General features: G+C 64.2%; 23 protein-coding genes. 12 read left to right on the forward strand and 11 right to left on the reverse strand.

Translation table 11 applies throughout. From position 1 onward, the window contains the following. Nucleotides 1–22: 22 nt before the first annotated feature. Nucleotides 23–1,204 carry a vWA domain-containing protein gene (locus U8326_RS05955; RefSeq protein WP_324742930.1) on the reverse strand — a complete coding sequence of 394 codons (1,182 nt, stop codon included), beginning with the start codon at nt 1,202–1,204 and terminating at the stop codon, nt 23–25. A 249-nt stretch (nt 1,205–1,453) separates the two neighbouring features. Further along, complete coding sequence (locus tag U8326_RS05960) at nt 1,454–2,302, reverse strand: MoxR family ATPase (protein WP_324742932.1); 849 nt, start codon at nt 2,300–2,302, stop codon at nt 1,454–1,456. A gap of 113 nt (nt 2,303–2,415) precedes the next feature. On the opposite strand from U8326_RS05960, the gene U8326_RS05965 reads away from it, so the two are divergent. After that, complete coding sequence (locus tag U8326_RS05965; protein ID WP_324742933.1) at nt 2,416–3,156, forward strand: class I SAM-dependent methyltransferase; 741 nt, start codon at nt 2,416–2,418, stop codon at nt 3,154–3,156. Nucleotides 3,157–3,190: 34 nt separating this feature from the next. After that, nucleotides 3,191–5,086, forward strand: a complete 1,896-nt coding sequence (locus tag U8326_RS05970; RefSeq protein WP_324742934.1) for an acetate--CoA ligase family protein — start codon at nt 3,191–3,193, stop codon at nt 5,084–5,086. Between the two features lie 53 nt (nt 5,087–5,139). Here U8326_RS05970 and parE read toward each other — a convergent pair whose 3' ends face one another. Both parE and U8326_RS05980 read right to left on the reverse strand, forming a co-directional pair. Continuing rightward, on the reverse strand, nt 5,140–7,146 hold the full coding sequence (gene parE / locus U8326_RS05975) for a DNA topoisomerase IV subunit B (protein WP_324742935.1): 2,007 nt from the start codon (nt 7,144–7,146) through the stop codon (nt 5,140–5,142). Between the two features lie 56 nt (nt 7,147–7,202). After that, nucleotides 7,203–8,351 (reverse strand): penicillin-binding protein activator, encoded by a 1,149-nt coding sequence (locus tag U8326_RS05980; protein WP_324742936.1) that lies wholly within the window; start codon nt 8,349–8,351, stop codon nt 7,203–7,205. Nucleotides 8,352–8,426: 75 nt separating this feature from the next. Here U8326_RS05980 and rsmI point away from each other — a divergent pair, with 75 nt between their 5' ends. From rsmI to U8326_RS06000, 4 genes are read left to right on the forward strand one after another with little or no spacing between them, the layout of a single operon-like run. Then, the gene (gene rsmI, locus U8326_RS05985; protein WP_324742937.1) at nt 8,427–9,227 is read left to right on the forward strand and encodes a 16S rRNA (cytidine(1402)-2'-O)-methyltransferase; all 801 of its coding nucleotides are present in this window, start codon (nt 8,427–8,429) and stop codon (nt 9,225–9,227) included. Continuing rightward, the gene (locus U8326_RS05990; RefSeq protein WP_324742938.1) at nt 9,224–9,574 is read left to right on the forward strand and encodes a YraN family protein; all 351 of its coding nucleotides are present in this window, start codon (nt 9,224–9,226) and stop codon (nt 9,572–9,574) included. Before rsmI ends, U8326_RS05990 begins: the two co-directional genes overlap by 4 nt. Nucleotides 9,575–9,591: 17 nt before the next feature. Continuing rightward, nucleotides 9,592–10,548 (forward strand): glutathione synthase, encoded by a 957-nt coding sequence (gene gshB, locus U8326_RS05995; RefSeq protein ID WP_324742939.1) that lies wholly within the window; start codon nt 9,592–9,594, stop codon nt 10,546–10,548. Between the two features lie 14 nt (nt 10,549–10,562). Then, nucleotides 10,563–11,174 carry a DedA family protein gene (locus tag U8326_RS06000; RefSeq protein WP_324742940.1) on the forward strand — a complete coding sequence of 204 codons (612 nt, stop codon included), beginning with the start codon at nt 10,563–10,565 and terminating at the stop codon, nt 11,172–11,174. Here U8326_RS06000 and U8326_RS06005 read toward each other — a convergent pair. After that, nucleotides 11,171–12,067: a tyrosine recombinase XerC gene (locus U8326_RS06005; RefSeq protein ID WP_324742941.1), complete on the reverse strand. Its 897-nt coding sequence runs from the start codon at nt 12,065–12,067 to the stop codon at nt 11,171–11,173. The two genes, U8326_RS06000 and U8326_RS06005, sit on opposite strands and share 4 nt — an antisense overlap. After that, complete coding sequence (hemW, locus tag U8326_RS06010; RefSeq protein ID WP_324742942.1) at nt 12,064–13,215, reverse strand: radical SAM family heme chaperone HemW; 1,152 nt, start codon at nt 13,213–13,215, stop codon at nt 12,064–12,066. Before hemW ends, U8326_RS06005 begins: the two co-directional genes overlap by 4 nt. Nucleotides 13,216–13,261: 46 nt before the next feature. On the opposite strand from hemW, the gene U8326_RS06015 reads away from it, so the two are divergent. Continuing rightward, nucleotides 13,262–13,798, forward strand: coding sequence for a CAP family protein (locus U8326_RS06015; protein WP_324742944.1), 537 nt, complete (start codon nt 13,262–13,264; stop codon nt 13,796–13,798). A 12-nt stretch (nt 13,799–13,810) separates the two neighbouring features. On the opposite strand, the gene rdgB is transcribed toward U8326_RS06015, so the two are convergent. Then, entirely contained in the window at nt 13,811–14,437 is a 627-nt protein-coding gene (rdgB, locus tag U8326_RS06020) for an RdgB/HAM1 family non-canonical purine NTP pyrophosphatase (protein ID WP_324742945.1), read from the reverse strand. Continuing rightward, nucleotides 14,434–15,147, reverse strand: a complete 714-nt coding sequence (rph, locus tag U8326_RS06025) for a ribonuclease PH (protein ID WP_324742947.1) — start codon at nt 15,145–15,147, stop codon at nt 14,434–14,436. The genes rdgB and rph overlap by 4 nt, the downstream gene beginning before the upstream one ends. 82 nt (nt 15,148–15,229) lie before the next feature. Between rph and hrcA the strand changes: the two genes are divergently transcribed. From hrcA to U8326_RS06040, 3 genes are all read left to right on the forward strand, one after another. Then, the gene (gene hrcA / locus U8326_RS06030) at nt 15,230–16,273 is read left to right on the forward strand and encodes a heat-inducible transcriptional repressor HrcA (RefSeq protein ID WP_324742948.1); all 1,044 of its coding nucleotides are present in this window, start codon (nt 15,230–15,232) and stop codon (nt 16,271–16,273) included. A gap of 18 nt (nt 16,274–16,291) precedes the next feature. Next, nucleotides 16,292–16,882 (forward strand): nucleotide exchange factor GrpE, encoded by a 591-nt coding sequence (gene grpE, locus U8326_RS06035; protein WP_324742949.1) that lies wholly within the window; start codon nt 16,292–16,294, stop codon nt 16,880–16,882. Between the two features lie 115 nt (nt 16,883–16,997). Next, on the forward strand, nt 16,998–17,252 hold the full coding sequence (locus U8326_RS06040) for a YMGG-like glycine zipper-containing protein (protein WP_324742950.1): 255 nt from the start codon (nt 16,998–17,000) through the stop codon (nt 17,250–17,252). A 5-nt stretch (nt 17,253–17,257) separates the two neighbouring features. Here the strand turns inward: U8326_RS06040 and U8326_RS06045 are convergent, their stop codons facing one another. Together U8326_RS06045 and U8326_RS06050 are read right to left on the reverse strand one after the other, a co-directional pair. Continuing rightward, nucleotides 17,258–17,698 carry a vgr related protein gene (locus tag U8326_RS06045; protein ID WP_324742951.1) on the reverse strand — a complete coding sequence of 147 codons (441 nt, stop codon included), beginning with the start codon at nt 17,696–17,698 and terminating at the stop codon, nt 17,258–17,260. Between the two features lie 74 nt (nt 17,699–17,772). Then, nucleotides 17,773–18,252, reverse strand: a complete 480-nt coding sequence (locus U8326_RS06050; RefSeq protein ID WP_324742953.1) for a copper chaperone PCu(A)C — start codon at nt 18,250–18,252, stop codon at nt 17,773–17,775. A 179-nt stretch (nt 18,253–18,431) separates the two neighbouring features. Here U8326_RS06050 and dnaK point away from each other — a divergent pair, with 179 nt between their 5' ends. Further along, nucleotides 18,432–20,345, forward strand: coding sequence for a molecular chaperone DnaK (dnaK, locus tag U8326_RS06055; protein WP_324742954.1), 1,914 nt, complete (start codon nt 18,432–18,434; stop codon nt 20,343–20,345). Nucleotides 20,346–20,415: 70 nt separating this feature from the next. Further along, a complete protein-coding gene (gene dnaJ / locus U8326_RS06060; protein WP_324742955.1) occupies nt 20,416–21,546 on the forward strand; it encodes a molecular chaperone DnaJ in 1,131 nt (376 codons plus the stop codon). Nucleotides 21,547–21,567: 21 nt separating this feature from the next. Here dnaJ and U8326_RS06065 read toward each other — a convergent pair whose 3' ends face one another. Then, a complete protein-coding gene (locus U8326_RS06065; RefSeq protein WP_324742956.1) occupies nt 21,568–23,886 on the reverse strand; it encodes a patatin-like protein in 2,319 nt (772 codons plus the stop codon). Nucleotides 23,887–23,907 lie beyond the last annotated feature (21 nt).

The following is a 23,907-nucleotide window of genomic DNA, read 5'->3' on the forward strand; positions in this document are numbered from 1 at the left end:
GGAAGAAATCCTTTCAGCGCGGTCATCCGTGCTTGCGGCTCAATTCCCGCATCGCGTCATCCAATCCTTCCAGAGTGAGGCCATACATCCTGTCTCCCATGATCTGGCGCATGATCTGGGTCGACTGCGTATATTTCCACTGGTTCTCGGGCACCGGATTGAGCCAGACCGTCGCCGGATAGGTGTTGACCACCCGCTGCATCCAGACGGAACCCGGCTCGTCGTTCATGAACTCGACCGCGCCGCCGACATGGGTGATCTCATAGGGGCTCATCGCCGCGTCACCGACGAATATCACCTTGTAATCATGTCCATATTTGTGGAGCACGTCCCAGGTTTTGGTCCGTTCCGTCCAGCGCCGCCGGTTGTCCTTCCACACATTGTCGTAGAGGCAATTGTGGAAATAGAAGAATTCGAGGTTCTTGAACTCGCTGTTGGCCGCGCTGAACAATTCCTCGCACAGCCGGATATAGGGGTCCATGGAGCCGCCCACATCCAGGAACAGCAGCAGCTTCACCGCATTGTGCCGCTCCGGCCGCATGCGGATGTCGAGCCAGCCCTGCCGCGCCGTGCCCTGGATGGTGCCTTCCAGATCCAGCTCATCCGCCGCGCCTTCGCGCGCGAAGCGGCGCAACCGCCGCAGCGCGACCTTGATGTTGCGGGTGCCCAGCTCCCGCGTGCTGTCAAGATTCTGGAACTCCCGCTTTTCCCAGACCTTGATCGCGCGCCTGTGCCGGCTTTCCCCACCGATCCGCACGCCTTCCGGATTATAGCCGGAATTGCCGAAGGGGCTGGTGCCGCCGGTGCCGATCCACTTGTTGCCGCCCTGGTGCCGTCCTTCCTGCTCCTCGAGCCGCTTCCTGAGCGTCTCCATGATCTCTTCCCACGATCCGAGCGACTTGATCTGCTCCATCTCCTCGGGAGTGAGGAACTTCTCGGCGATCGCCTTCAGCCATTCTTCCGGCAGATCGACCTGCTGCTCGCCATATTCGGTCAGGATGCCCTTGAAGACCTTGGAGAAGACCTGGTCGAACCGATCCAGCAGGCCTTCGTCCTTCACGAAGGTCGCGCGGGCGAGATAGTAGAATGCCTCGGGCGTCTGCTCGATCACGTCGCGGTCCAGCGCCTCCAGCAGCACGAGGTGCTCCTTCAGGCTCGCGGGGATGCCCGCGGCGCGCAGCTCGTCGAGGAAGTTGAAGAACATCGCTTACCGCCCCCCCACCGAAGTTGACGCAGAACGGCGAAAATGTGGCTTTGCCCGAGAGCTGGCAGCGCGGCCGAAACGCTGGCCATCCCTCGCTTTTGCCGCGCCGAAGTGTGTGACCTTTCGCGATGCGCGACCATCCATCGCCCCACGGCGGGGCAGAAGCGGGCAAGGCGGGGCGTCGGGACAAGTCATCTGCGCGAACTTAATCCATGGGGGCCGGTGTAGGAAAGCGGCGGCACAGGGCCGTCACCCTTTCCTCCGCGCCATGAAGGCCAGGCGCTCGAACAGCATGATGTCCTGCTCGTTCTTGAGCAGCGCCCCATGCAGCGGCGGGATCGCCTTGGTCGGATCGCGATCCTGCAGCACTTCCAGCGGCATGTCCTCGTTGAGGAGCAGCTTGAGCCAATCCAGCAGCTCCGACGTGCTGGGCTTCTTCTTGAGGCCGGGCACCTCGCGAACCTCGTAGAATATCTCCATCGCCTTGGTGACGAGCTGCTTCTGGATGCCGGGGAAGTGGACCTCCACGATTTCCCGCATCGTTTCCGGGTCCGGGAACTTGATGTAGTGGAAGAAGCAGCGGCGCAGGAAGGCGTCGGGCAGCTCCTTCTCGTTGTTCGAGGTGATGACCACGATCGGCCGTTCCTTCGCCTCGATCCGCTCCTGCGTTTCGTAAACGTCGAAGCTCATCCGATCGAGTTCCTGCAACAGGTCGTTGGGAAACTCGATATCGGCCTTGTCGATCTCGTCGATCAGGAGAACGGGAAGCTGCGGGGCGGTGAAGGCTTCCCACAACTTGCCTTTCTTGATGTAGTTGCGGATGTCGTGGACCCGCTCCTCGCCCAGCTGGCCGTCGCGCAGACGGGCGACCGCATCATATTCATAAAGGCCCTGCTGCGCCTTGGTGGTGGATTTGACGTTCCATTCGATCAGCGGCGCGTCGATCGCCCTGGCGATCTCATGCGCCAGCACGGTCTTGCCCGTGCCCGGCTCGCCCTTGACCAGAAGCGGGCGGCGCAGCAGCACGGCTGCATTGACCGCGACCTTGAGGTCGTCGGTGGCGATGTAATTCTGCGTGCCTTCAAAGCGCTGGGTCATTCTCGTCAAATTCCTGCCATTTCGCGTTTGCGAAAAGGGATAGGTTGGGAAAGCCGCTCGCGCAAGCGTCCCCACGCCTTGCTTTTTCGGGATCGAGTTGCGAGACGGGCGCCATGCAATCCTATTCCGAACTATTCGAGCAGCGCGGCTCATCCTACGATCAGGCAATGCTCGCCTTCCCGGAAGCGCGGCGGCAGGAGTTCGCGCAAGTGCTGGACGCGGCGCCCGCCAGGCCGGGCATGAAAGCCGGCGATGTGCCGGCGGGCGGCGGATATATGCGCGGCTTCCTTCCCGAAGGGGTGGAATGGTTCGGGCATGAACCCTGCGCCAGCTTCACCAATCACGGCGATGTCGTGGCCGATGCGCCCAGCAAGCCGCTCCTGCCGCTGCCCTGGCCCGACCGCTATCTGGACGTGGTCTACAGCCTTGCCGGGGTGCATCATCTGGAAGACAAGACCGCCCTGTTCCGCGAGATATATCGCGTCACCCGCCCCGAAGGCCGCTTCGCCCTTTCCGACGTCGCCGAGGGGAGCAGGGTATCCCGCTTCCTCGACGATTTCGTGGGGCGCTGGAACAGCACCGGCCATGAAGGGGTCTATCTCGGCGCGGCGACCTTGCGCGAATTGGCGGATGCCGGCTGGCAGGTGGAAGCATCGGGGATCAACGATTTCCTGTGGCGCTTCGCGAACAAGCAGGACATGGCGGCATTCTGCGGAAAATTATTCGATATCGGAGGTATCGAAGCGGAGGGGATCATCGAGGCAATCGAAACGATGCTCGGCACCGAAGCCTTGCCCGATGGCGGAATCGGGATGCGCTGGTCGTTGATGACCGTCGTTTCCTCGCCCGCCTGAAATGCCGACCGGGCAAAGCCGAGGGAAGTCTCCCATGTTGATGTCGCCGCCGAAATTTCTCGAAGGCTTCGCCTTCGGCGAACGGCTCCCGGTCATCATGTTCAATCTGCGAGCGGTCGATCTGCCGGTGGAACGGCGCGGCCTGCTGGCCCATCACTTCATCGGCGCGCTGACCGGAAAAAAGGGGCCGAGCCCCATCGAGTTCGCGGGCGCGGACGGCGATTTCATCGAATTTTTCCTGGGCCTGGTCGATCACGTCCAATCGCTCTCCAACATACCGCTGCTGTCCCGCGCCAAGGCGGTCCGGCGCAAGGGCGATGTCGCGGAATGCATCGTCCCTACGCTTCTGCGCAGCCTTGCCCCGCTCGGCCGGATCATCGAACTTCTGGTCCAGTATATCGCATTGCCCCGGGGCGATCCGCGAAGGGCCGCGCTGGCGAAGGCGGGCAAGCAGGCTTTTCGCCAGTTGAACGAAGGGGGATTGCTGCAAACCAATCCGGCCCGGTTGCTGAGGGCGGCCATGGATGAGAATATTCCGTTCCTCGAGATTTCCAATACGCTGACCCAATACGGAATCGGCAAGCGCTCGGTCCTGATGGACAGCACCTGCACCGACCGGACCTCCGCGATCGGCGCGGTTCTGGCGAAGAACAAGTTTTCCGGCGGCAAAGTGCTGCGGCGCATGGGGCTGCCGGTCGCGCCCGGCCGGGAAGTCGCGAATGAGCAGGATGCATTGAATGTCGCGGGCCAACTGGGCTACCCGGTGGTGGTCAAGCCGAACGACAGGGATGGCGGGCTGGGCGTGGCGGCCGACCTGCGCACCCCGGAAGAAGTAAGCGCCGCCTATGCCATCGCGCGCAAGATTTCGCCCAATGTGCTGGTGGAGCGCTTCGTGCCGGGCCGCGACTATCGGCTGGTGGTGTTCCATGGGCGGCTTGTCTGGGCGGTGGAGCGCGAGCCGGGCGGCGTCACCGGCGACGGGACCTCCACGATCGCGCAGCTGGTGGAGATCGCCAATCGCGATCCCAATCGCGGCAGTGGCCCGTTGCAGCCGATGAAGCTGCTGACGCTGGATGACGAAGCGCGGCACCTGCTTGCCCGCGCCGGGCTGGATGAAACCTCGGTGCTTCCCGCCAACCGCTTCGTCCGGATAAGGCGCGCGGCGAACGTGGCGACCGGGGGGCGGCCGGTGGCGGTGTTCGACAAGGTTCATCCCGATAATGCCGCGCTAGCGATACAGGCGGCCGATGCGTTCCGCCTCGATCTTGCGGGCATCGACCTGCTCCTGCCGGACATCGCGGTTTCCTGGCAGGAGAGCGGCGGCGCGATCTGCGAAGTCAACGCACAGCCGCAGCTTGGCGGCGTCACCTCGGGCCATCTCTATCCGCAGATCCTGAAGGAGCTGGTGGGCGGAACCGGCCGGGTTCCCGTGCTGGCGGTGATGGGAACGGCCCAGGCGAAACGCCTTTCCGCAAGCCTTGCGGGTATCTTTTCGCGCGGCGGGACGGTGGGCAGGCACGGGCCTGACGGCGTGTGGCTGGGCGAAAACAGGATGCTGAAGGGCAGGGTGGCGATCCTCGAGGCGGGGCGGTTCCTCGCCAGCCAGCGCAGTCTGGACGCCATGGTGCTCGGCATCTGGGACGGGGCGGCGCTGCGTACCGGATTGCCGCTGCCCCGGATCGACATTCTCGCGCTCAGCGGCGAAGCGATCCCGCTGCCCAAAAAGATGGCGGGAAAATCGCATGCGGGCTTCATCGCCCGGATATTCGAGCTGATCGCGCCCAATTGCGAACGCATCGTGCTAACCACCGCCCGCGAAAACTGCGCGCCCGAACTGCTCGATGCGCTGGAAATGGCCGGCTGCCGCTATGACGTGATGGATGAGGCGGCGCTTGCCAAGGCGCTCTTGTCGGAACCGGCGCCGTGCTGATCGCGCGATAGAGGACCCCGGCGGAGAGAAGCCCGGCGGGGCCGGGCAAGCGGCTAGGCGTCGATCAGATCCCGGTCGAGGTCGGAGGCGCGGTTCTGGATGAAGTTGAACCTGTGCTCGGGGTTGCGCCCCATCAGCTGATCGACCAGTTCCTTCACGGCGGCGCGCTGCTCATATTCCGGCGGCAGGGTGATCCGGATCAGGCTGCGGGTTTCGGGATTCATCGTGGTTTCGCGCAATTGCTGCGGGTTCATTTCGCCCAAGCCCTTGAACCGCGCCACTTCGACCCTCCTGCCCTTGAACACCGTCTCTTCCAGTTCGGCGCGATGGGCATCGTCCCTGGCATAGCGGCTCTCCTTGCCGGCGGTCAGGCGATAGAGCGGAGGCTGGGCGAGGAAGAGATGGCCGCGCCGCACCACTTCCGACATTTCCTGGAAAAAGAAGGTCATCAGCAAGGTGGCGATATGGGCGCCGTCGACATCGGCATCGGTCATGATGATGATGCGGTCGTAGCGCAGGTTTTCGGGGTCGCAATCCTTCCGGATTCCGCAGCCCAGAGCGAGGCCCAGATCGGCGATTTCCTGATTGGCGCGGATCTTGTCCGCCGTGGCGCTGGCGACGTTGAGGATCTTGCCACGGATCGGCAGGATCGCCTGGGTCTTGCGGTCCCGCGCCTGCTTGGCGCTGCCCCCGGCCGAATCGCCTTCGACGATGAACAATTCGGTTTCGCCGTCCCCTTCGCCCGAACAGTCGGTGAGCTTGCCCGGCAGGCGCAGCTTCTTGGCGTTGGTCGCGGTCTTGCGCTTGATCTCGCGCTCCTGCTTGCGGCGCAGGCGCTCGTCCATCCGCTCCATCACCGCGCCCAGCAGGGCCTTGCCGCGCTCCATATTGTCGGAAAGAAAATGATCGAAGTGATCGCGGACGGCGTTCTCGACCAGGCGCGCGGCTTCCGGCGAGGTCAGCCGGTCCTTGGTCTGACTCTGGAACTGGGGGTCGCGGACGAACACCGAAAGCATCACCTCGCTTCCCGTGACGATGTCGTCCGCGGAAATGTCCTTCGCCTTCTTCTGGCCGACCAGCTCCCCGAAGGCGCGAATGCCCTTGGTCAGGGCCGCGCGAAGCCCTTGCTCATGCGTGCCGCCGTCGGGGGTGGGGATGGTGTTGCAATACCAGCTGAACGAACCGTCCGACCACAGCGGCCAGGCCACCGCCCATTCGACCCGGCCCTGGGGCGATCCGGCCTCACTGGCGGGGAATTCCTGTGAACCGGCGAAGAAATCGGCGGTGATGCATTCGCGCTCACCGACCTGTTCCCTGAGGTGATCGGACAGCCCGCCGGGAAACTGGAAGACGGCCTCGGCGGGAACATCGTCGGAAGTGAGCGCCGCCGCGCATTTCCAGCGGATTTCCACCCCGGCGAAGAGATAGGCCTTGGACCGGACCAGCCTGAAAAGCCGGGTAGGCTTGAAACGCTGGCTGCCGAATATCTCCGGATCGGGGGTAAAACTGACGGTGGTCCCCCGCCGGTTGGGTGTCGCGCCCAGCTTCTGAAGCGGGCCGAGCACCTGCCCTTTGGCGAATTCCTGGGCGTAAAGCTCCCGGTTCCGGGCGACCTCGATCCGGGTATGCTCCGAAAGCGCATTGACCACGCTGACCCCGACGCCGTGCAGGCCGCCACTGGTGGCATAGGCCTTGCCGGAAAACTTGCCGCCGGAATGGAGCGTCGTGAGAATGACCTCAAGCGAGGATTTGCCCGGAAATTTCGGATGCTCGTCGACCGGGATGCCGCGCCCGTTGTCCGAGATCGTGAGCCGCCCGGCAGTGCCTTCACGGCCTTCCTCCAGCAGGACCTCGATCCGCGTGGCATGGCCCGCCACGGCTTCGTCCATGGCGTTGTCGAGCACTTCGGCCGCGAGGTGATGAAGGGCGCGCTCATCCGTGCCGCCGATATACATGCCGGGGCGATGGCGAACCGGCTCCAGCCCTTCCAGAACCTCGATCGCGGAACTGTCGTAATCGCCGCCGCCCTGAGGCAGCTTGTCAAAAAGATCATCGGCCATGCCCGCGCCATAACCCGCGGATTCACGGCGTTACAAGCGGCGGCTTGAGGTTATCGTCAATCCTGGAAGCGAGTTGGCGCCTGGGACACCACGGTAACGGTATTATTCCCGACTTCCCGCACCTCCATGGCCCGCTCGACGATTCCATTGGAGGAAAAGCGCAGCGGACCATCGAGGCCCAGAAAGCCCGCCCTGTCGGTCAGCCGGGCTGTGGGGAAGCTCTTGCCGGGGGTCCAGTCCCGCGCGACGCGCAGGGTGAGGAGAACGGCATCGTAGCCCAGCGTGGCGATGCGGTGCGGCTGCGAGCCGAAGCGAGACTTGTAGCTATCCACGAACTGCTTGAAGCGGGCATCCGAAACGGCCGAGAACCACGATCCGCGCAGCGCCGGCGTGGAGGCCACCGTCGCTTCCCCGCTCCACAGCTCGGTGCCGAGGAATTTGGGCTTCTGGGTCGCCTTGGCGAACTGCGCGGCAGCCAGGCCGGAGAGACGGGCGCCATCGGCGATCAGGATCGAATCGATCCCGCCCTTTTCCTGAAGGCGATGCGCCGCCGCCGAAATCGACGTGTTGCCGCGATCATATTTCTCTATGCCCACCAGGGCGCCGCCCGCATCCTTCACGGCGTCGGTCAGGGCTGACTGGGCGCGATCGCCATATTCCCCATTCGGGATGATCGCCCCGAAACGGCTGAAACCCTTGCCCCTGGCGTAGGTCACTACCCGCTTGATCGACTGGCCGGGAATATGGCCCATCACGAAAACGTCGCGCGATGCCGTGGTGATGTCGTTGGAAAAACTGATCAGCGGCACTTCGCGCTGCCGGGTGATCTTGACGATTTCCCCGGTGTCGTCGCCCATCAGCGGGCCGAGCACCAGCTTGTTTCCATCGGCCATCGCGCGCGATGCCGCCGCGCTCGCCCCGGCGGCGGTGTCATAGGTGGTGATCCGCAGGTTGCTCGCATTGGTATCCAGCAGGGCCATGGTGGTGGCGTTGGCGATAGATTGCCCCACTGCCGCATTCTTCCCGGAAAGCGGCACGAGCAGCGCAACGCGGTGCCTTCCTTCGTCGGCGGGCAGGCTGTCTTCGGGCGGGGGCGGCGCGGGCGTGCTCGGGCCAGTCGATTTCGGAACCACCTGACAAGCGGCGAGAAGCGCTGTCAGCCCGATTGCCATCAGCTTGCGCCGATTGATTGGTTTACCCATCATGCTTGCCGCTCCCTGCCTGTCTGGTCCAAGAGGCTTTTCGTGAATGAGGACTCTTTAGACCCCGGGCTCTATATAGTGGCAACCCCGATTGGCAATCTCGGGGACATCACCAAACGGGCCGTCGATATTTTGGCACGGTGCGACGCTGTAGCCTGCGAGGATACGCGCGTCACCGCAAAGCTTTTGAATCATCTCGGCATTCGCAAGCCGCTCTGGCGCTATGACGACCACAGCAGCGACCAGCAGCGCGAAAATCTCGTCTCCGCGATGCACGACAAGGCGGTGGCGCTGGTCAGCGACGCAGGCACGCCGCTGATTTCCGACCCGGGTTATCGCCTGGTCAAGACCGCGCAGGAACAGGGGATTCCCGTGACGAGCCTGCCGGGGCCGAGCGCGGCGATCGTCGCATTGACGCTTTCCGGCCTGCCGAGCGACCGCTTCCTGTTTGCCGGGTTCCTTCCGGTGAAGGACAAGGCGAGGGACGACGTTCTCGCAGAGTTGGCGCGGATTCCCGCCACGCTGGTGTTCTATGAAAGCGCGCAACGCCTGGGCAAGTCGCTGGAAGCGATTGCCGCGCGCCTTCCCGGCCGCGAAGTGGCTGTCGCCCGGGAGCTTACCAAGGCATTCGAGGAATGCAGGCGGGGAGAAGCCGCATCGCTCGCCGGCCATTATGCGAGCCATCCTCCCAGGGGCGAGATCGTGCTGATGGTCGGCCCGCCTGTCGAGAATGGCGAAACCGAGGTCGACGTGGACGCGTTGCTCCTGGCCGCGATGGAACAGGAGAAGCCCTCGCAAGCGGCCGCCCAGGTCGCCAAGGCAACCGGGATGGAGCGCAAGACGCTCTATGCGCGCGCGCTGGAACTGAGGAAATCGTGAGCCGGAAAGCCGCCGAGCAACGCGGCAGGCGGGCCGAGGCCTGGGCCGCGTTCTATCTGCGGCTGCTGGGCTGGAGAATCCTCGCCCGCCGCCTGAAAACCCCGCGCGGCGAGATCGACCTGATCGCCCGGCGCGGCCGGACCATCGCCTTTGTCGAAGTGAAATGGCGCAAGGAGCAGCGCGATCTCGACCTCGCGATAGACGGCTATCGCCTGCGCAGGGTCGCGGAAGCGGCCGAGGCGGTGGCGCATCGCTTCAGCAAGCAGGCCGACCGGGCGCGTATCGACGTTCTTCTCCTTGCGCCCTGGCGCTTGCCGCGCCACATCACCCACGCTTGGCAGCCTTAGGCCATAGGGGAATATCAATGAGCTTGCGCGTCGCGGTCCAGATGGACCCGCTGGAAAATATCGGAATCGCGGGAGATTCGACCTTCGCCCTGATGCTGTCGGCACAGGCGCGCGGGCACGAGCTGTTCCATTACGATGTAGGAAGCCTGACGCTGGACGAGAACGACCGCCTGTTCGCGCGCGCGCATCCCGTGCGGGTCCAGCGCGTCGAGGGCGATCATTTCAGCAAGGGCGAGGGCAGGCGGATCGATCTCGGGCGCGACGTGGACGTGGTGCTGATGCGGCAGGACCCGCCCTTCGACACCGGCTACATCACCGCCACCCATCTGCTGGAACGGATCGAGCGCGAGACGCTGGTGGTCAACAACCCGGTCAGCGTGCGCAACGCCCCGGAAAAGGTCTTCGTCCTCGATTACCGGCAGTTCATGCCGCCCACGCTGGTCACGCGCAGCACGGACGAAGCGCGCGAGTTCATGGCCCGGCACGGCTCGGTGGTCGTGAAGCCGATCCACGGCAATGGCGGCAAGGCCATCTTCCGCGTGCCGGAGAATGGAGAGAACCTCGCGGCCCTGTTCGAAGTGTTCAACCAGACCTGGCCGGAACCGCACATGATCCAGCCTTTCCTCCCGGAAGTGGCGGAAGGGGACAAGCGCATCGTCCTGGTCGACGGCGAGTTGGCGGGGGCGATCAATCGCAAGCCGGGGGCGGGGGAGTTCCGCTCGAACCTTGCCGTGGGCGGTTCCGCCGAGGCAACGGCGCTGACCCCGCGCGAAGAGGAAATCTGCGCCGCGCTCGGCCCCGAGCTGAAGCGGCTCGGCCTGATCTTCGTCGGGATCGACGTGATCGGCGGCAAGTGGCTGACCGAGATCAACGTCACCTCTCCGACCGGGATCGTCGCGATCGACCGTTTCAACGGCACCGATACGGCAGGCCGTATCTGGGACGCGATCGAACGGAGACTTTCCTCGCGCTGAGGCATTATCGTTCGATGCAGGATTTCATCATCGAAGCGATAGAGCGGGGCGGCTATGTCGGTATCGCCCTGCTGATGGCGCTGGAGAACATCTTCCCGCCGATTCCGTCCGAAGTCATCATGGGCATCGGCGGGATCAGCGTGGCGCGTGGAAACATGCAGTTCTGGCCCCTGCTGCTGGCCGGGACGATCGGCTCCACCTTCGGCAATTACGCCTGGTATCTGGCGGGCGACCGCTGGGGCGCGCGCCGGCTTGCGCCATTCGTCCGCCGGTGGGGCCGCTGGCTCACGGTGGAATGGCACGATGTCCGGAAGGCGCGCCGTTTCTTCAAGCGGCATGGCCCGTGGGTGGTATTCTTCCTCCGCTTCTCCCCGTTCCTGCGGACCATGATCTCCCTGCCCGCCGGGCTGGCGAGAATGGGGCATTGGCGCTTCCTGATCTTCACCTTCGCAGGCTCCGCGATCTGGAACGTGATGCTGATCCAGGGTGGGCGCCTGCTTGCCTATTATCTCGACGAAACCCAGCAATGGATGGGCTGGCTGGTCCTGGCTTTGACGGTGATCGCGATCATCGCCTACATTCATCGGGTGAGGACCTGGAAGCCCCGCGCGCGGCGCCAATCCTAATCGCGCTCCCTGGGATGCGCGCTGCGATAGGTTTCCAGCATCCGCGCGGCATCGACCTTGGTGTAGATCTGCGTGGAATCCAGGCTGGCATGGCCCAGCAATTCCTGCAGGCTGCGCAGGTCCGCTCCCGCGCCGAGCAGATGCGTGGCGAAGCTGTGGCGCAGCGCATGAGGAGTGGCGGTGGCGGGCAGACCCAGCACAAGCCGCGCCCGGGCGACGGCCTTCTGGACCATCCCCTGCGAGAGCGGGCCGCCCTTCGCGCCACGGAACAGCGGCAGGTCCGCCTGCGCGGGCCAGGGGCATTGCGCGGCATAGGCCGCCACTGCTTCACGCACGATGGGAAGGATGGGGACGATGCGCTGCTTTCCGCCCTTGCCGGTGACCGCCAGCGTCTCGCCCAGCGGAATGTCCTTTCCGGTCAGCGACAGCGCTTCGGCGATGCGTAGCCCCGCGCCATAGAGCAGCAGCAGAACGGCCCGGTCGCGCGCGCCGATCCAAGGTTCCTCCGCAAACTCGGCCACCACATCCGCCAGATTGATCGCATCGTCGGGGGTGATCGGGCGGGGCAGCCCTTTCTTCAGCCGGGGGCCGCGCAGACGAACCGGCTCCGCCTCCGCCATTCCCGCCTTTTCGCGAGCGAAGGCTAGGAAACCCTTGAGGGCGGAAAGCTCGCGAGCGGCGGACGCATTGCCGATGCCCTCCATCCGCCGCGCGGCCAGCTGGCGACGTAGCGCCTGCGCATCGAGCCGCGCCACAGCCCCCCAGTCGCTTTCCGGCAGATTGTCGAGAAGCCGGGCCGCGCAGGCAACATAGGCGCGCACGGTGTGCGGCGAGCGCCTGCGGTTGCGCGCGAGATGCGCGCCCCATTCCTCCAGAAGATCGGCGTTGCTCACGCCCGCACCAGATCGCCGGGCACGAGTTCGCCCAGCAGGGCGTCCAGCACGGGCATTCCGGCCTCGCTCACGCCGATGCGCGATCCGTCCTGCCACAGCAGCCGGTTGGCCGCATGGAACCGCAGCTTGGCGGGATCGAGCAGATCGTCCGCCGCCAGACCGAAGCGCCGGGACAAGCCGTCCAGGTCAATACCTTCTGCAAGCCGCAGGCCCATCAGCAAGGCTTCGGAAGCCTGCTCGGCAATTCCCAGCTCGCGCTGTTCCGAAATTCCATGTCCGTGCCACGCCACCGCTTCCAGCCAGTTTTCCGGCTTGCGATGGCGAACCGTCGCTGCACCCTTGCGCCGCCCATGCGCCCCCGGCCCGATCCCGCAATAATCCTGATAGCGCCAATAGGTCAGGTTATGGCGGCTTTCGGAGGTGGGCCGGGCGTGGTTGCTGATTTCATAGGCAGGCAAACCCGCCGCAGCCGTAAGTTCCCGGGTCAGGGTGAACAGATCCGCCGCCGCATCGTCATCCAGGGGAGCCAGCTTGCCTTCGCGAAACAGGGTGGCGAACCGCGTGCCCGGTTCAATGGTAAGCTGATAGAGCGAGAGATGCTCGGTTCCGAACGATAAGGCGCGCGACAATTCGCGCTCCCATTGCCCGGGCGATTGATCGGGCCGAGCATAGATCAGATCGAAACTGGCGCGCGCGAAGTGGCGCTGGGCGATGTCCAGCGCGGCTAGCCCTTCGGCCACATCGTGCAGCCTGCCAAGGAAGCGCAGGGTTTCATTGTCCAAGGCCTGCAACCCCAGGGAAACGCGATTGATCCCGGCCTGGGCCAGCGAAGCGAAATTGGCTGCTTCCACCGAGGAGGGATTTGCTTCCAGCGTGATCTCGATCTCCGGCGCGAAACCCCAGAGCCGCTCGGCTTCATCCAGCAATGCGCCAACCAGCGCGGGCGGCATCAGGGAAGGGGTGCCGCCGCCGAAAAAGATGGATTGCAGTTGCTCGCCGCCGGCACGTTCGGCCTCGAACCGCATGTCGGCCAGCAGGCTCGTTTCCCAGCGCGCCATGTCCACCCCGCTGCGGACATGGCTGTTGAAGTCGCAATAAGGGCATTTCGCGAGGCAGAAGGGCCAATGGATATAGAGCGCGCGGGCCATACCGGCTTTCAGCGCCGGTTAACGCTTCCCTGTCAAGGTCGATGGCATGGGAAAGGGACGGATCGCGGCCCTGCTGGGCAGTGGCATGGTGGCGGTTGCCGCCGGTTTCGCGGCGCCCTCGGCGGCTGCCCCCGAAGACCCCGCGCGCAATTTCGCCTGGGAATTGCTCGCCGCGCATAATCTGGAACGGGATCGCATGAAGCTCCCCCGCCTCAAGTGGAGCCAGGAACTCGCGCGGGACGCCCAGCAATGGGCGGGGCATCTCGCCGGGCTCGGGCGGATGCAGCATACCACGCAGGCGCAGCGCAAGAGCACCGGGGAAAATCTCTGGATGGGCCAGGCCGGATATTTCACGCCGCGCAGCATGGTGGAGACATTCCTCGAGGAGAGGAAGCATTTCCGCGCCGGGGAATTTCCCGACGTGTCACGCACCGGGCGCTGGCAGGACGTGGGCCACTATACCCAGATCATCTGGGCCGATACGCGCGAGGTCGGCTGCGCGGTCGCGCGCGGGAAGGTCAACGATTTCCTGGTGTGCCGCTATCGCCCGGGCGGCAATTGGCTGGGCCGGAAGGTCGGCTGATCCGCCCCTCCTTCAGCCGAACTGATCCGCCACCAGCCTTGCGAAGGCATTGGCGCGATGGCTGATCCGGTGTTTTTCGTCCGGGTCGATCTCGCCAAAAGTTTCATTGCGTCCGTTCGGCACGAACACCGGGTCGTAGCCGAAGCCCTTGTCCCCACGCGGCGGCCAGGTGAACGCCCCGTCCACCCGCCCTTCGTAGGTGAGGCTTTCTCCATCCGGCCAGGCAAGGGCGAGAACGCAGGAAAACCAGCAGGATCGGTCGGCCTCCGGCCCGATCGCCTGCAAGCGCCCTTCGACCTTGCCCATGGCCATATACCAGTCCCGTCCGGAGGGGCCTTCGAACCATTGCCGTTCGGCCCAATCCGCCGTGTAGACGCCGGGCATCCCATCCAGTGCGGCAACGGACAACCCGCTGTCGTCCGCCAATGCGGGAAGGCCCGAATCCCGCGCGGCCGCATGGGCCTTTATCAAGGCATTCTCGATAAAGGTCTTTCCCGTCTCGGGCGGTTCCGGCAGGCCGAGCGCGCCCGCGGAAATGCAATCCAGCCCATAGGGCGCAAGCAATGCGGAAATCTCTTTCAGCTTGCCTGCGTTATGGGTGGCGATCACCAGCTTGCCGGAACCGATCCGCCGGGTCATTTCACTGCCGCATCCTGTGCCGCGAAGATCCTGTCGCAGCCGATCCGGGCGAGGCGAAGCAGCCGAAGCAGGCCTTCCTCATCATAGGTCGCCCCTTCGGCCGTCGCCTGCACTTCGGCGATCTGGCCGCCTTCGATCAGCACGAAATTGGCGTCCGCATCGGCCGAGGAATCCTCCGCATAATCGAGATCGAGAACGGGGGTGCCGCCACAGATACCGCAGCTGACCGCCGCGACCTTCGCGATTATCGGATCGGAGGCGATCGCGCCTTCCGCCATCAGCTTGTCGACCGCGAGGCGCAAGGCGACCCATGCGCCGGAGATCGCCGCCGTGCGCGTGCCGCCATCAGCCTGGATCACGTCGCAATCGAGCGTGATCTGCCGTTCTCCCAGCTTCCTGAGGTCGGTCACGGCGCGCAGCGAGCGGCCGATCAGGCGCTGGATTTCCTGCGTGCGTCCGCTTTGTCTGCCCTTGGCCGCCTCGCGGCTGCCGCGCGTATGGGTGGCGCGGGGCAGCATGGAGTATTCGCCCGTCACCCAGCCTTCGCCCTTGCCGCGCAGCCAGCCAGGCAGCCGTTCCTCGACGCTGGCGGTGCACAGCACCTTGGTGTCGCCGAAGGAAATCAGGCATGACCCTTCCGCGTGCCTGGTGAATCCGGTTTCGATAAGTATGGGCCGCATCTCGTCGGGCGCCCGGCCGGAAGGTCGCATGGAATATCCTTTTCAACAGCGTTGCGACGCGCGTTTGGCGCTTATCCCTTGAGGCTGCAAGAGCAGCCATTAAATTGCTGCCATGCCAACCCAACCTGTCATCGAAATTTCGGCCCGCACCCGCGAGATATTCCGCCTTGTGGTGGAAGGCTATCTCGCCAATGGGCAGCCGGTCGGCTCCAAGACGCTGGCCGGGGCAGGGCAGGTGAATCTTTCTCCGGCTTCGATCCGCTCCGTATTGTCCGACCTCGAATCACTCGGCCTTCTGGCCGCGCCGCATACCAGCGCGGGCCGGATGCCCACCGAATCCGGGCTGCGGCTGTTCATCGACGGCATGATGCAGGTGGCGGAGCCGACCGCGGAGGAACGCGCGGCGATCGAACGTCGCCTTGGCGAACCGGGGCCGATCGAACAGGCGCTCGAAGCGACCAGCGCGGTGCTTTCCGATCTTTCCGCGGCCGCCGGGGTCGTGATGGTGCCCCGGCGCGAACCGCGCCTGCGCCAGTTCAGCATGATCTCCCTTTCCCCGGGAGAGGCGCTGGCGGTTCTGGTGGGGGAAGATGGGCAGGTCGAGAATCGCCTGCTCAAGCTGCCTGCGGAAATTCCGCCTTCCGCCATCGAGGAGGCCAGCAATTACATATCGGCGCATCTCGCGGGCCGCACATTGGGCGAAGCCGCGCAAGCGATGCGGGCGCAGATCGCATCGGGGCAGTCCGCTCTCGACGAAGCCAGCAGGGATCTGGTTGAGCGCGGGCTTGCCGTATGGAGCGAAGACGCCGCCAGGCGGCCGGTGCTGATCGTGCGCGGGCAGGCCAATCTCCTGGACGAATCGGCCATCGGCGATCTCGAGCGGGTCCGTTCCCTGCTCGACGATCTCGAGAGCAAGCAATCGGTGGTGGAACTGCTGGACAGCGCGCGCGAGGCGGATGCGACCCGGATCTTCATCGGTTCGGAAAATCGCCTGTTCGCCCTGTCCGGGTCCGCCGTCATTGCGTCTCCCTATCGCGACAGGGGCGGCAAGGTGGTCGGAGTGGTGGGGGTTATCGGACCGACCCGGTTGAATTACGCGCGCGTAGTCCCCATGGTGGATTTCACCGCCCAGAGCCTGGGCAAGCTCATCGGATAGCTGGAAAAAAGATACGACATGATGGATACGAAACCGGAACCGCAGGGGGCCGTTGAAGAGGATCGGGCAATGGCCGAGGAACTCAAGGGCGTTCCCGAAGAAATGCTGCAGCGGAACGATGCGGAAGAAACTTCCGCAACCGAGGAGGTGGCCGCCCTGCGCGATCAGCTGGAAGCCGCGAAGCAGGAGGTGCTTTACGCCAAGGCGGAGACGCAGAATGTGCGCCGCCGTCTGGAAAAGGATATCGCCGATGCGCGCGCCTATGCCGCAACCGGCTTTGCCCGCGATATTCTTTCGGTATCCGACAATCTCGCGCGCGCGCTGGATTCCGTCCCGGCGGAATTGCGGGAAGACGAGAAGCTGAAAGGCCTTCTCGCCGGCATCGAAGCCACCGCGCGCGAGATCGAGAAGGTGTTCGGCCTGCACGGCATCAGCCGGATCGCGGCGGTTGGCCTTCCGCTCGACCCGAACCAGCATCAGGCGATGATGGAAATCCCGACCAACGATGCGGAACCCGGGACAGTGGTTCAGGAAATGCAGGCAGGCTACATGATCAAGGATAGGCTGTTGCGGCCTGCGATGGTCGGGGTCGCCAAAAAGCCGGACTGAACCCGCGCGATCAATCGTTGGACAGGGCCTGAGGCACGACGAAATATCGGTTTCTCAGGAACATAGCGAGTCTCGTCCCGTTGGTTTTTCGTAAAAACGCAACGGAGATTCGATCATGCGCATGTGGATTGTTCCCGCCATGGCTGCCAGCCTGCTCGCATTGGGAGCCTGTTCCAGCAATTATGCTGGTGAAGGCGCGCTTGCAGGCGCGGCTGTCGGCGCTGGCGTCGGCGCGATCAGAGGTGGAGATGTCGGCGAAGGCGCCGCGATCGGCGCCGGTGTGGGCGCGGTAGGCGGCGCTTTGATAAAGAAGGATGGCAAGTGCTACCGCCGCGACCGTTATGGCGATGAATATCGCGTCCGGTGCTGATTAGTTCAGCCTGCTGTGCCCGCATTTCGGAAGTCCAAGAGGCGATCGTAGACGCGGGCATCGCCTGCCCCGGCAATCCGCGCGCCCTGCCGCAGCAGAAAGGCATGGCGCACGATTTCCGCCTGCTGCTCGATGCCGTAGGCCATCAGGGGCTTGCCGGGTGACAGCACATAGCGATAGCGGCAGAACGGGTGGCGCATGAGCGGCAGATACCAAGGGCCGCGCTGCTGCGCCTGCCAGATATGCGTCATTTCATGGATGAACAGGCCCTGCCGATCCAGCGGGGAATGCGCAAAATCCTCGCAATAGAGGTTTCCGTCCGGGTGGAAATGGATGTGCCCGCAAGGCGCCATCGCCACCTTGCGCGGCTGCAGCGGGAACCATTTGCGCCTTCGTATGAAGACGCTTGGATAATCGACCTCGTCTCCGAAGATCGACCGGGCCAAGGCTACTTCGCCCGCGGTAAGCCGACGCTCGCCCCCGGCCGGGCAGAATTGCTCGGCAGGGGCGGGTTCTCTGTTCAGTTCGCGCCTCCCGGTGCTTCGACCGTAGCCGGGAAGCTCATCTTGTCGCCGCCGGCGAAGGTAACGGTCACTTCGGTGGTGTCGCCCGCCTTGAGGGCAGGGTCGAGATCCATCGCCATGACATGCTTGCCGCCCGGCTCGAACTTCACAGGCTCGCCCTTGTTGAGCGTCAGCGGGGCCATCTCGGCCATGGTCGTCTGGCCGTTCTGGGTGATGGTTTCATGCATCATGGTCTGCTTGGCCGCGGCGACTTCGACAGTGCGCATGGCCACGAATTCATCGCCTGCATTGATGATGTCGAAATAGATCACGCCCGGGTTGCCTTTCACCGCAGGCAGGACAAGGCGTGCATTGGATGCGCTTACCCCCGGAATTCCATCGGGCGCCGCTTCCGCCGGCGGGCTCTCTTTCTGGCAACTGGCGAGTGCCCCTGCGCAAAGCACCAGCAAAACGGGCGCGATGCTCGAATATTTCATAGCTTTTCTCCCTCCTGCTTCCAATTGCGGGAAACTAAGCCTTGCAATCCCTTGTGCAAGGAAAAACGGCACCTATATCGCCGTCGAACCAGCAGGTTTGCATGAGCCGCCGAAGCGCTTTGCCACATCCGGGAAGCGAAACGAGCGGTGTCCAACTCTTGTTTTAGGATGGTGAAAGAATGGCAAAAGTTATCGGTATCGACCTTGGCACGACCAATAGCTGCGTCGCGGTGATGGATGGGGGGAAGCCCAAGGTCATAGAAAATTCCGAAGGCGCGCGCACGACGCCGTCCATCGTCGCCTTCACGAAAGACGGTGAACGCCTGATCGGCCAGCCGGCCAAGCGCCAGGCGGTGACCAACCCCGACAATACGGTTTTCGCTGTGAAGCGCCTGATCGGCCGCCGGTTTGACGATCCTGTCACCAAGAAGGACACGGAACTGGTCCCTTACACCATCGTCAAGGGCAAGAACGGCGATGCGTGGGTCAATGCCGGGGGCGAGGATTACTCACCATCGCAGATTTCCGCCTTCATCCTGCAGAAGATGAAGGAAACCGCCGAGAGCTATCTCGGCGAAACCGTCACGCAGGCGGTCATCACCGTCCCGGCCTATTTCAACGACGCCCAGCGCCAGGCGACCAAGGACGCCGGCCAGATCGCGGGCCTCGAGGTGCTACGCATCATCAACGAGCCGACCGCGGCCGCGCTGGCCTATGGCCTCGACAAGGAAGACGGCAAGACCATCGCCGTCTATGACCTTGGCGGCGGCACATTCGACGTTTCCATCCTCGAGATCGGCGACGGCGTGTTCGAAGTAAAGTCCACCAATGGCGACACCTTCCTTGGCGGCGAGGACTTCGACAGCGCGATCGTCGAATATCTGGCCGACAAGTTCAAGGCCAAGGAGAACATGGACCTCAAGAACGACAAGCTCGCCCTTCAGCGGCTCAAGGAAGCCGCCGAAAAGGCCAAGATCGAGCTGTCGAGCGCCCAGACCACGGAAATCAACCTGCCGTTCATCACCGCGCGCATGGAAGGCGGCAGCACCACCCCGCTGCACCTGGTCGAAACCATCACCCGTTCCGATCTCGAAAAGCTTGTCGGCAAGCTGATCGAGCGGACCAAGGAGCCGATGAAGAAGGCGCTGGCCGATGCCGGCATCTCCGCGTCGGAAATCGATGAAGTCGTGCTGGTCGGCGGCATGACCCGCATGCCCAAGGTGCGCGAGGCCGTGAAGGAATTCTTCGGCAAGGAACCGCACACCGGTGTCAATCCCGACGAAGTGGTGGCGATGGGCGCAGCGATCCAGGCAGGCGTGCTGCAGGGCGACGTCAAGGACGTTCTCCTGCTCGACGTGACGCCGCTCTCGCTCGGCATCGAAACGCTGGGCGGCGTGTTCACCCGCATGATAGACCGCAACACCACGATCCCCACCAAGAAGACGCAGGTCTATTCCACTGCCGAGGACAATCAGCAGGCGGTGACGATCCGGGTGTTCCAGGGCGAACGCGAAATGGCGGCGGACAACAAGCTGCTCGGCCAATTCGATTTGCTCGGCATTCCGCCCGCGCCGCGCGGCGTGCCCCAGATCGAGGTCACGTTCGATATCGACGCCAACGGCATCGTGAACGTGTCCGCCAAGGACAAGGGCACGGGCAAGGAACAGCAGATCAAGATCCAGGCGTCCGGCGGCCTTACCGATTCCGATATCGACCAGATGGTCCGGGATGCGGAAAAGTTCGCGGAAGAGGACAAGAAGCGGCGTGAATCGGCAGAGGCCCGCAACAATGCGGACAGCCTCGTCCACGCGACCGAGAAGCAGCTCGAGGAAAATGGCGACAAGATCGACGCCGATCTCAAGTCCCAGATCGAGGCGGCGATCGCCGAAGCCAAGACCGCCATCGAAAGCGGCGATGCTGCGGAAATGAACGCCAAGACCCAGGCCCTTACCGAACTGGCCATGAAGATGGGCCAGGCGATCTACGAGAAGGAGCAGGCCGCCGGTGCAAGCGCCGCGGCCAGTGACGAAGCGGGCAGCGAGGATGTTGTCGATGCCGAGTTCTCCGAAGTCGACGAAGAGAACAAGGGCTGATCGCCTGATTGAAACCCAGGCCACCGCTGGCGCAGCAAGCGTCGGCGGTGGCTGAGTTTGGCGAGGGGCAATGACAACCGGCGTCGATTATTACGAACTGCTCGAGGTGGAGCGCACGGCTGACGAGAAGTCGATCAAATCGGCTTATCGGCGGCTGGCCATGCGCTATCACCCGGACAAGAATCCGGGCTGCGGCGAATCCGAGGCGAAATTCAAGGCCATCAGCGAGGCTTACGATTGCCTGAAGGACCCGCAGAAGCGCGCCGCTTACGACCGCTTCGGCCATGCCGCGTTCCGGCAGGGCATGGGCAATGGCAGCGGACGCGGGCCGGGGGCGGATTTCAGCGACATCGGCGATATATTTGAAACGATCTTCGGCAGCGCATTCGGCGGTGGCGGCCGCCAGCAGACGCGGCGCGGGGCGGATTTGCGCTATGACATGGAAATAGGCCTCGAAGAGGCTTTTCATGGCAAGGACGCGAAGATCGAAGTCGACATCTCCGTCAGTTGCGAGCCATGCAATGGCACCGGGGCCGAACCGGGCACCGGGGCGAGAGCCTGCGGCACTTGCCACGGGCACGGGAAGGTTCGCACCCAGCAGGGGTTCTTCGTGATCGACCGCCCCTGTCCGCAATGCCATGGCCGGGGCGAGGTGATCGAACGACCCTGCCGCAATTGCCAGGGCGAAGGGCGGGTTGACAAGACCCAGACGCTAGACATCTCAATTCCCCCCGGCGTGGATCACGGCACACGCATCCGCCTGTCGGGCAAGGGCGAAGCCGGGCAGCGCGGCGCGCCGCCGGGCGACTTGTATATTTTCATGCATATCCGGCCGCACAAGGTATTCCAGCGCGACGGAACGACCCTGGCGACGCGGGTGCCGATCAGCTTCACCACCGCCGCGCTCGGCGGGCAGATAGAAATCCCCGGGCTGGATGGAGAAGCCATTTCCATCGAAATCCCGGCTGGGATTCAGTCCGGCAAGCAACTTCGTAAGCGAGGCGCCGGAATGCCCGTCCTGCAATCGAAGGGGCGCGGCGATCTGGTGATCGAGATCATGGTCGAAACCCCGACCCGGCTCAGCGCGAAACAGAAGGAACTGCTCCGGGAATTTCAGGAAACCGAAACCGGCGAGGAATGCCCGGAATCGCGGGGGTTCTTCGACAAGCTGAAAGATGCCTGGAACGATCTGACGGAATAGGGCGGCCAGGCGCGGCGGCTATTACTCCGGCAATCGTGAAAGCACTTCCTTCCGCAGAGCCCGCACCAGCGTGGGATCGGCTCTCAGGCGAGGCTCTTCCTCATCCAGGATGGCAAGGAAAAGCTCGCGCTTGAAGCGCGTGATCTCGCTATTATCCATCGGGTCCGTCATGGTCGAAACCACCAGGTCGACCATTCTTTCCGCGCCGTGCAAGCGCCCCCACAGGTAGTCGTTCTCGCGGTAGGCGCGGCTGAAGAACGCGCCGAAATTGTAGAACTCCGTGCCCCGCAGCGTGACCCGAGTGCCGCCGGGCCGGATCGACTTGGCGTCGTCGGGCGAGATCCGATCGACCTTGATCGGATTGAATTCCGTGAAGCCTTCATTGTGCAGCAAGGGCAGGGTCGCGACATCGTAGAAGGGGAAGCCGAGATAGGCGAGCAGCATCCGCCGTCTCAGCAGGGAAGGCATGGCGACCAGCCCTTCGGCAAGATGCGTTTCCACCCGCTCGTCCACGCCCGGCAAATCCCTGATCCGGGCCAGGGCATCCAGCGCGCCGCCGGGATCTTCGAGCACGCGTCCCGCGATCGAGCCGAAATCTTCGCCCAGCCAATCCGCTGACTCCCGCTCGAAGTAGAACGACAGGCCCTCGTAGACCAGCTTCCGGGCCGCCTCGCTGTCAGCCTCCGGAATATCCGGATCGAATTCCCAGTCCCTTGCCAGACGGCGCGCGAGCAGCCGCAAGCGGCGGATGCGGAATGCGATGTCATGGGCGCGGAAGAAGGCGATGGCGGCGGCGCTGGCTCCTCCTCTGGGCGAGGAAAGCCGTTCGAGGCCGCGTTGCGCGAGTTCCTGCCGCAGCCTGATGGCGATGGGCGCCGGATCGGGAAGCAGCAGGCCCGGCGCGGCATCGAATATGCTGCGGGCCAGATGGTCGATGATCCCCGTGAATTTTGCCTGGGCATATCCCTGAAAGGCAAAGCCCGCCTGTTCCGCCGCGGTCTGCTGCGCCTTGGCCCGCCAGGTCCGCAAGCGCTTGGGAGTCGGCCTGTCGAAGAACAGCGTCCGGCCGAAAAGTTGATCGACCGCCAGTTCGACTTCGGGCCGCAGCGCGGCCAGGATATGCCGCAGGCGTTCCGCTTCGCGGGATTGTTCCTCCAGCATTTCCAGATTGTCCCGGATCGGCTGCTCGCGCGGAATGGTGGAAAGCGAGCCGAAGATCGCGGAAAAGAAACCGACCGGACGGGCCGGATCGCCGCTGACGTTGCCGACCCGGTCGGGGCGGGGGTCGATATAGACGAAGCGGCGGTCGACTTCGCGTTGGGCAGGGCGCTTGCCGAGCACCGCGGCCGCTTCCGCGAAGGGCGCGTTGACGAGAACCGAGCCGTCGATCAGCGACACCGTTTCGAGATCGCCCTGGCGGACATGGGCGGGCATCACCCGCTTGAGGAAGTCGCCGCGATTGGTCCATTCCCGCTTTCCTTCCCGCGCAAGCTGGTCGATCTCGGAAAGCTGGAGCGGCGGGAACGCGCCCGGAAAGCTCGCGGTCGACCGTGCGGCGAAGACCAGTTCGAGCGGGTCGGCAAGCTCGATCCCGCCCTCCATCGGCGTGCGGGAATGAAAGCCCAGGGTAAGCCGGTGTTCGCTTTCCTCCACCACCGGCGGGCTGTTGAGCCGCAGCAATTCCCGATAGCCCCGGAAATCAGTCGCGGTGACGAACAGGTCGATCGGATGGCCCGCGGGCAGGAGCGGCTCTTCGGGCGGCACGCTGGCCATGGCGGCCAACGCTTCGGAAAGCAGGCGGGAAAAGCCGATCCCGGAGAAGGGCGGGGCGAACCAGCGGCTGCGGATGAAGCGCGACAGCTTGGTGCGCACCTCTTTGCGGGTTTCGGGCGCGACGCTTTCCGTCACCGCGTTGCCCGGCCGCGTCAGCATGAACTGGACCAGCGGCCAGGCCCATTGCTTGGCGGCGCGGGACCAGGGCCTGGCCTCCGGGTCCAGCAGCCGGTCGACATCGGCGGTCGAAAGCCAGAGTTCCGTCAGCGGTTCCAGAGAGCGCCCGGAATGGATCGCCTCGGCCAGGAAAACCGCATTGATCCCGCCGGCGCTCGCTCCGCTCAATATGTCCGGCAGGACTCTCAGGCGCAGCTCATGCTCGCGCGCGAGATGATCCAGCAGCCGGCAATAGACCGCCTCGCTGCCGGTGGCGCAGCGGCGCGCGGAGTGGAATTCCCGGCTTGCGCAAGCCAGCTTCCAGATCTCCTTGGTGACGCCATGCATATAGACCGCAAGGCTGACACCACCGTAACAGACCAGCGCTATCCTGAGTTCCTTCTGGCGCATTGCGGCTTGATGGCAGGACAC

The organism is Tsuneonella sp. CC-YZS046 (assembly GCF_035581365.1).
GTDB lineage: Bacteria > Pseudomonadota > Alphaproteobacteria > Sphingomonadales > Sphingomonadaceae > JAWKXU01.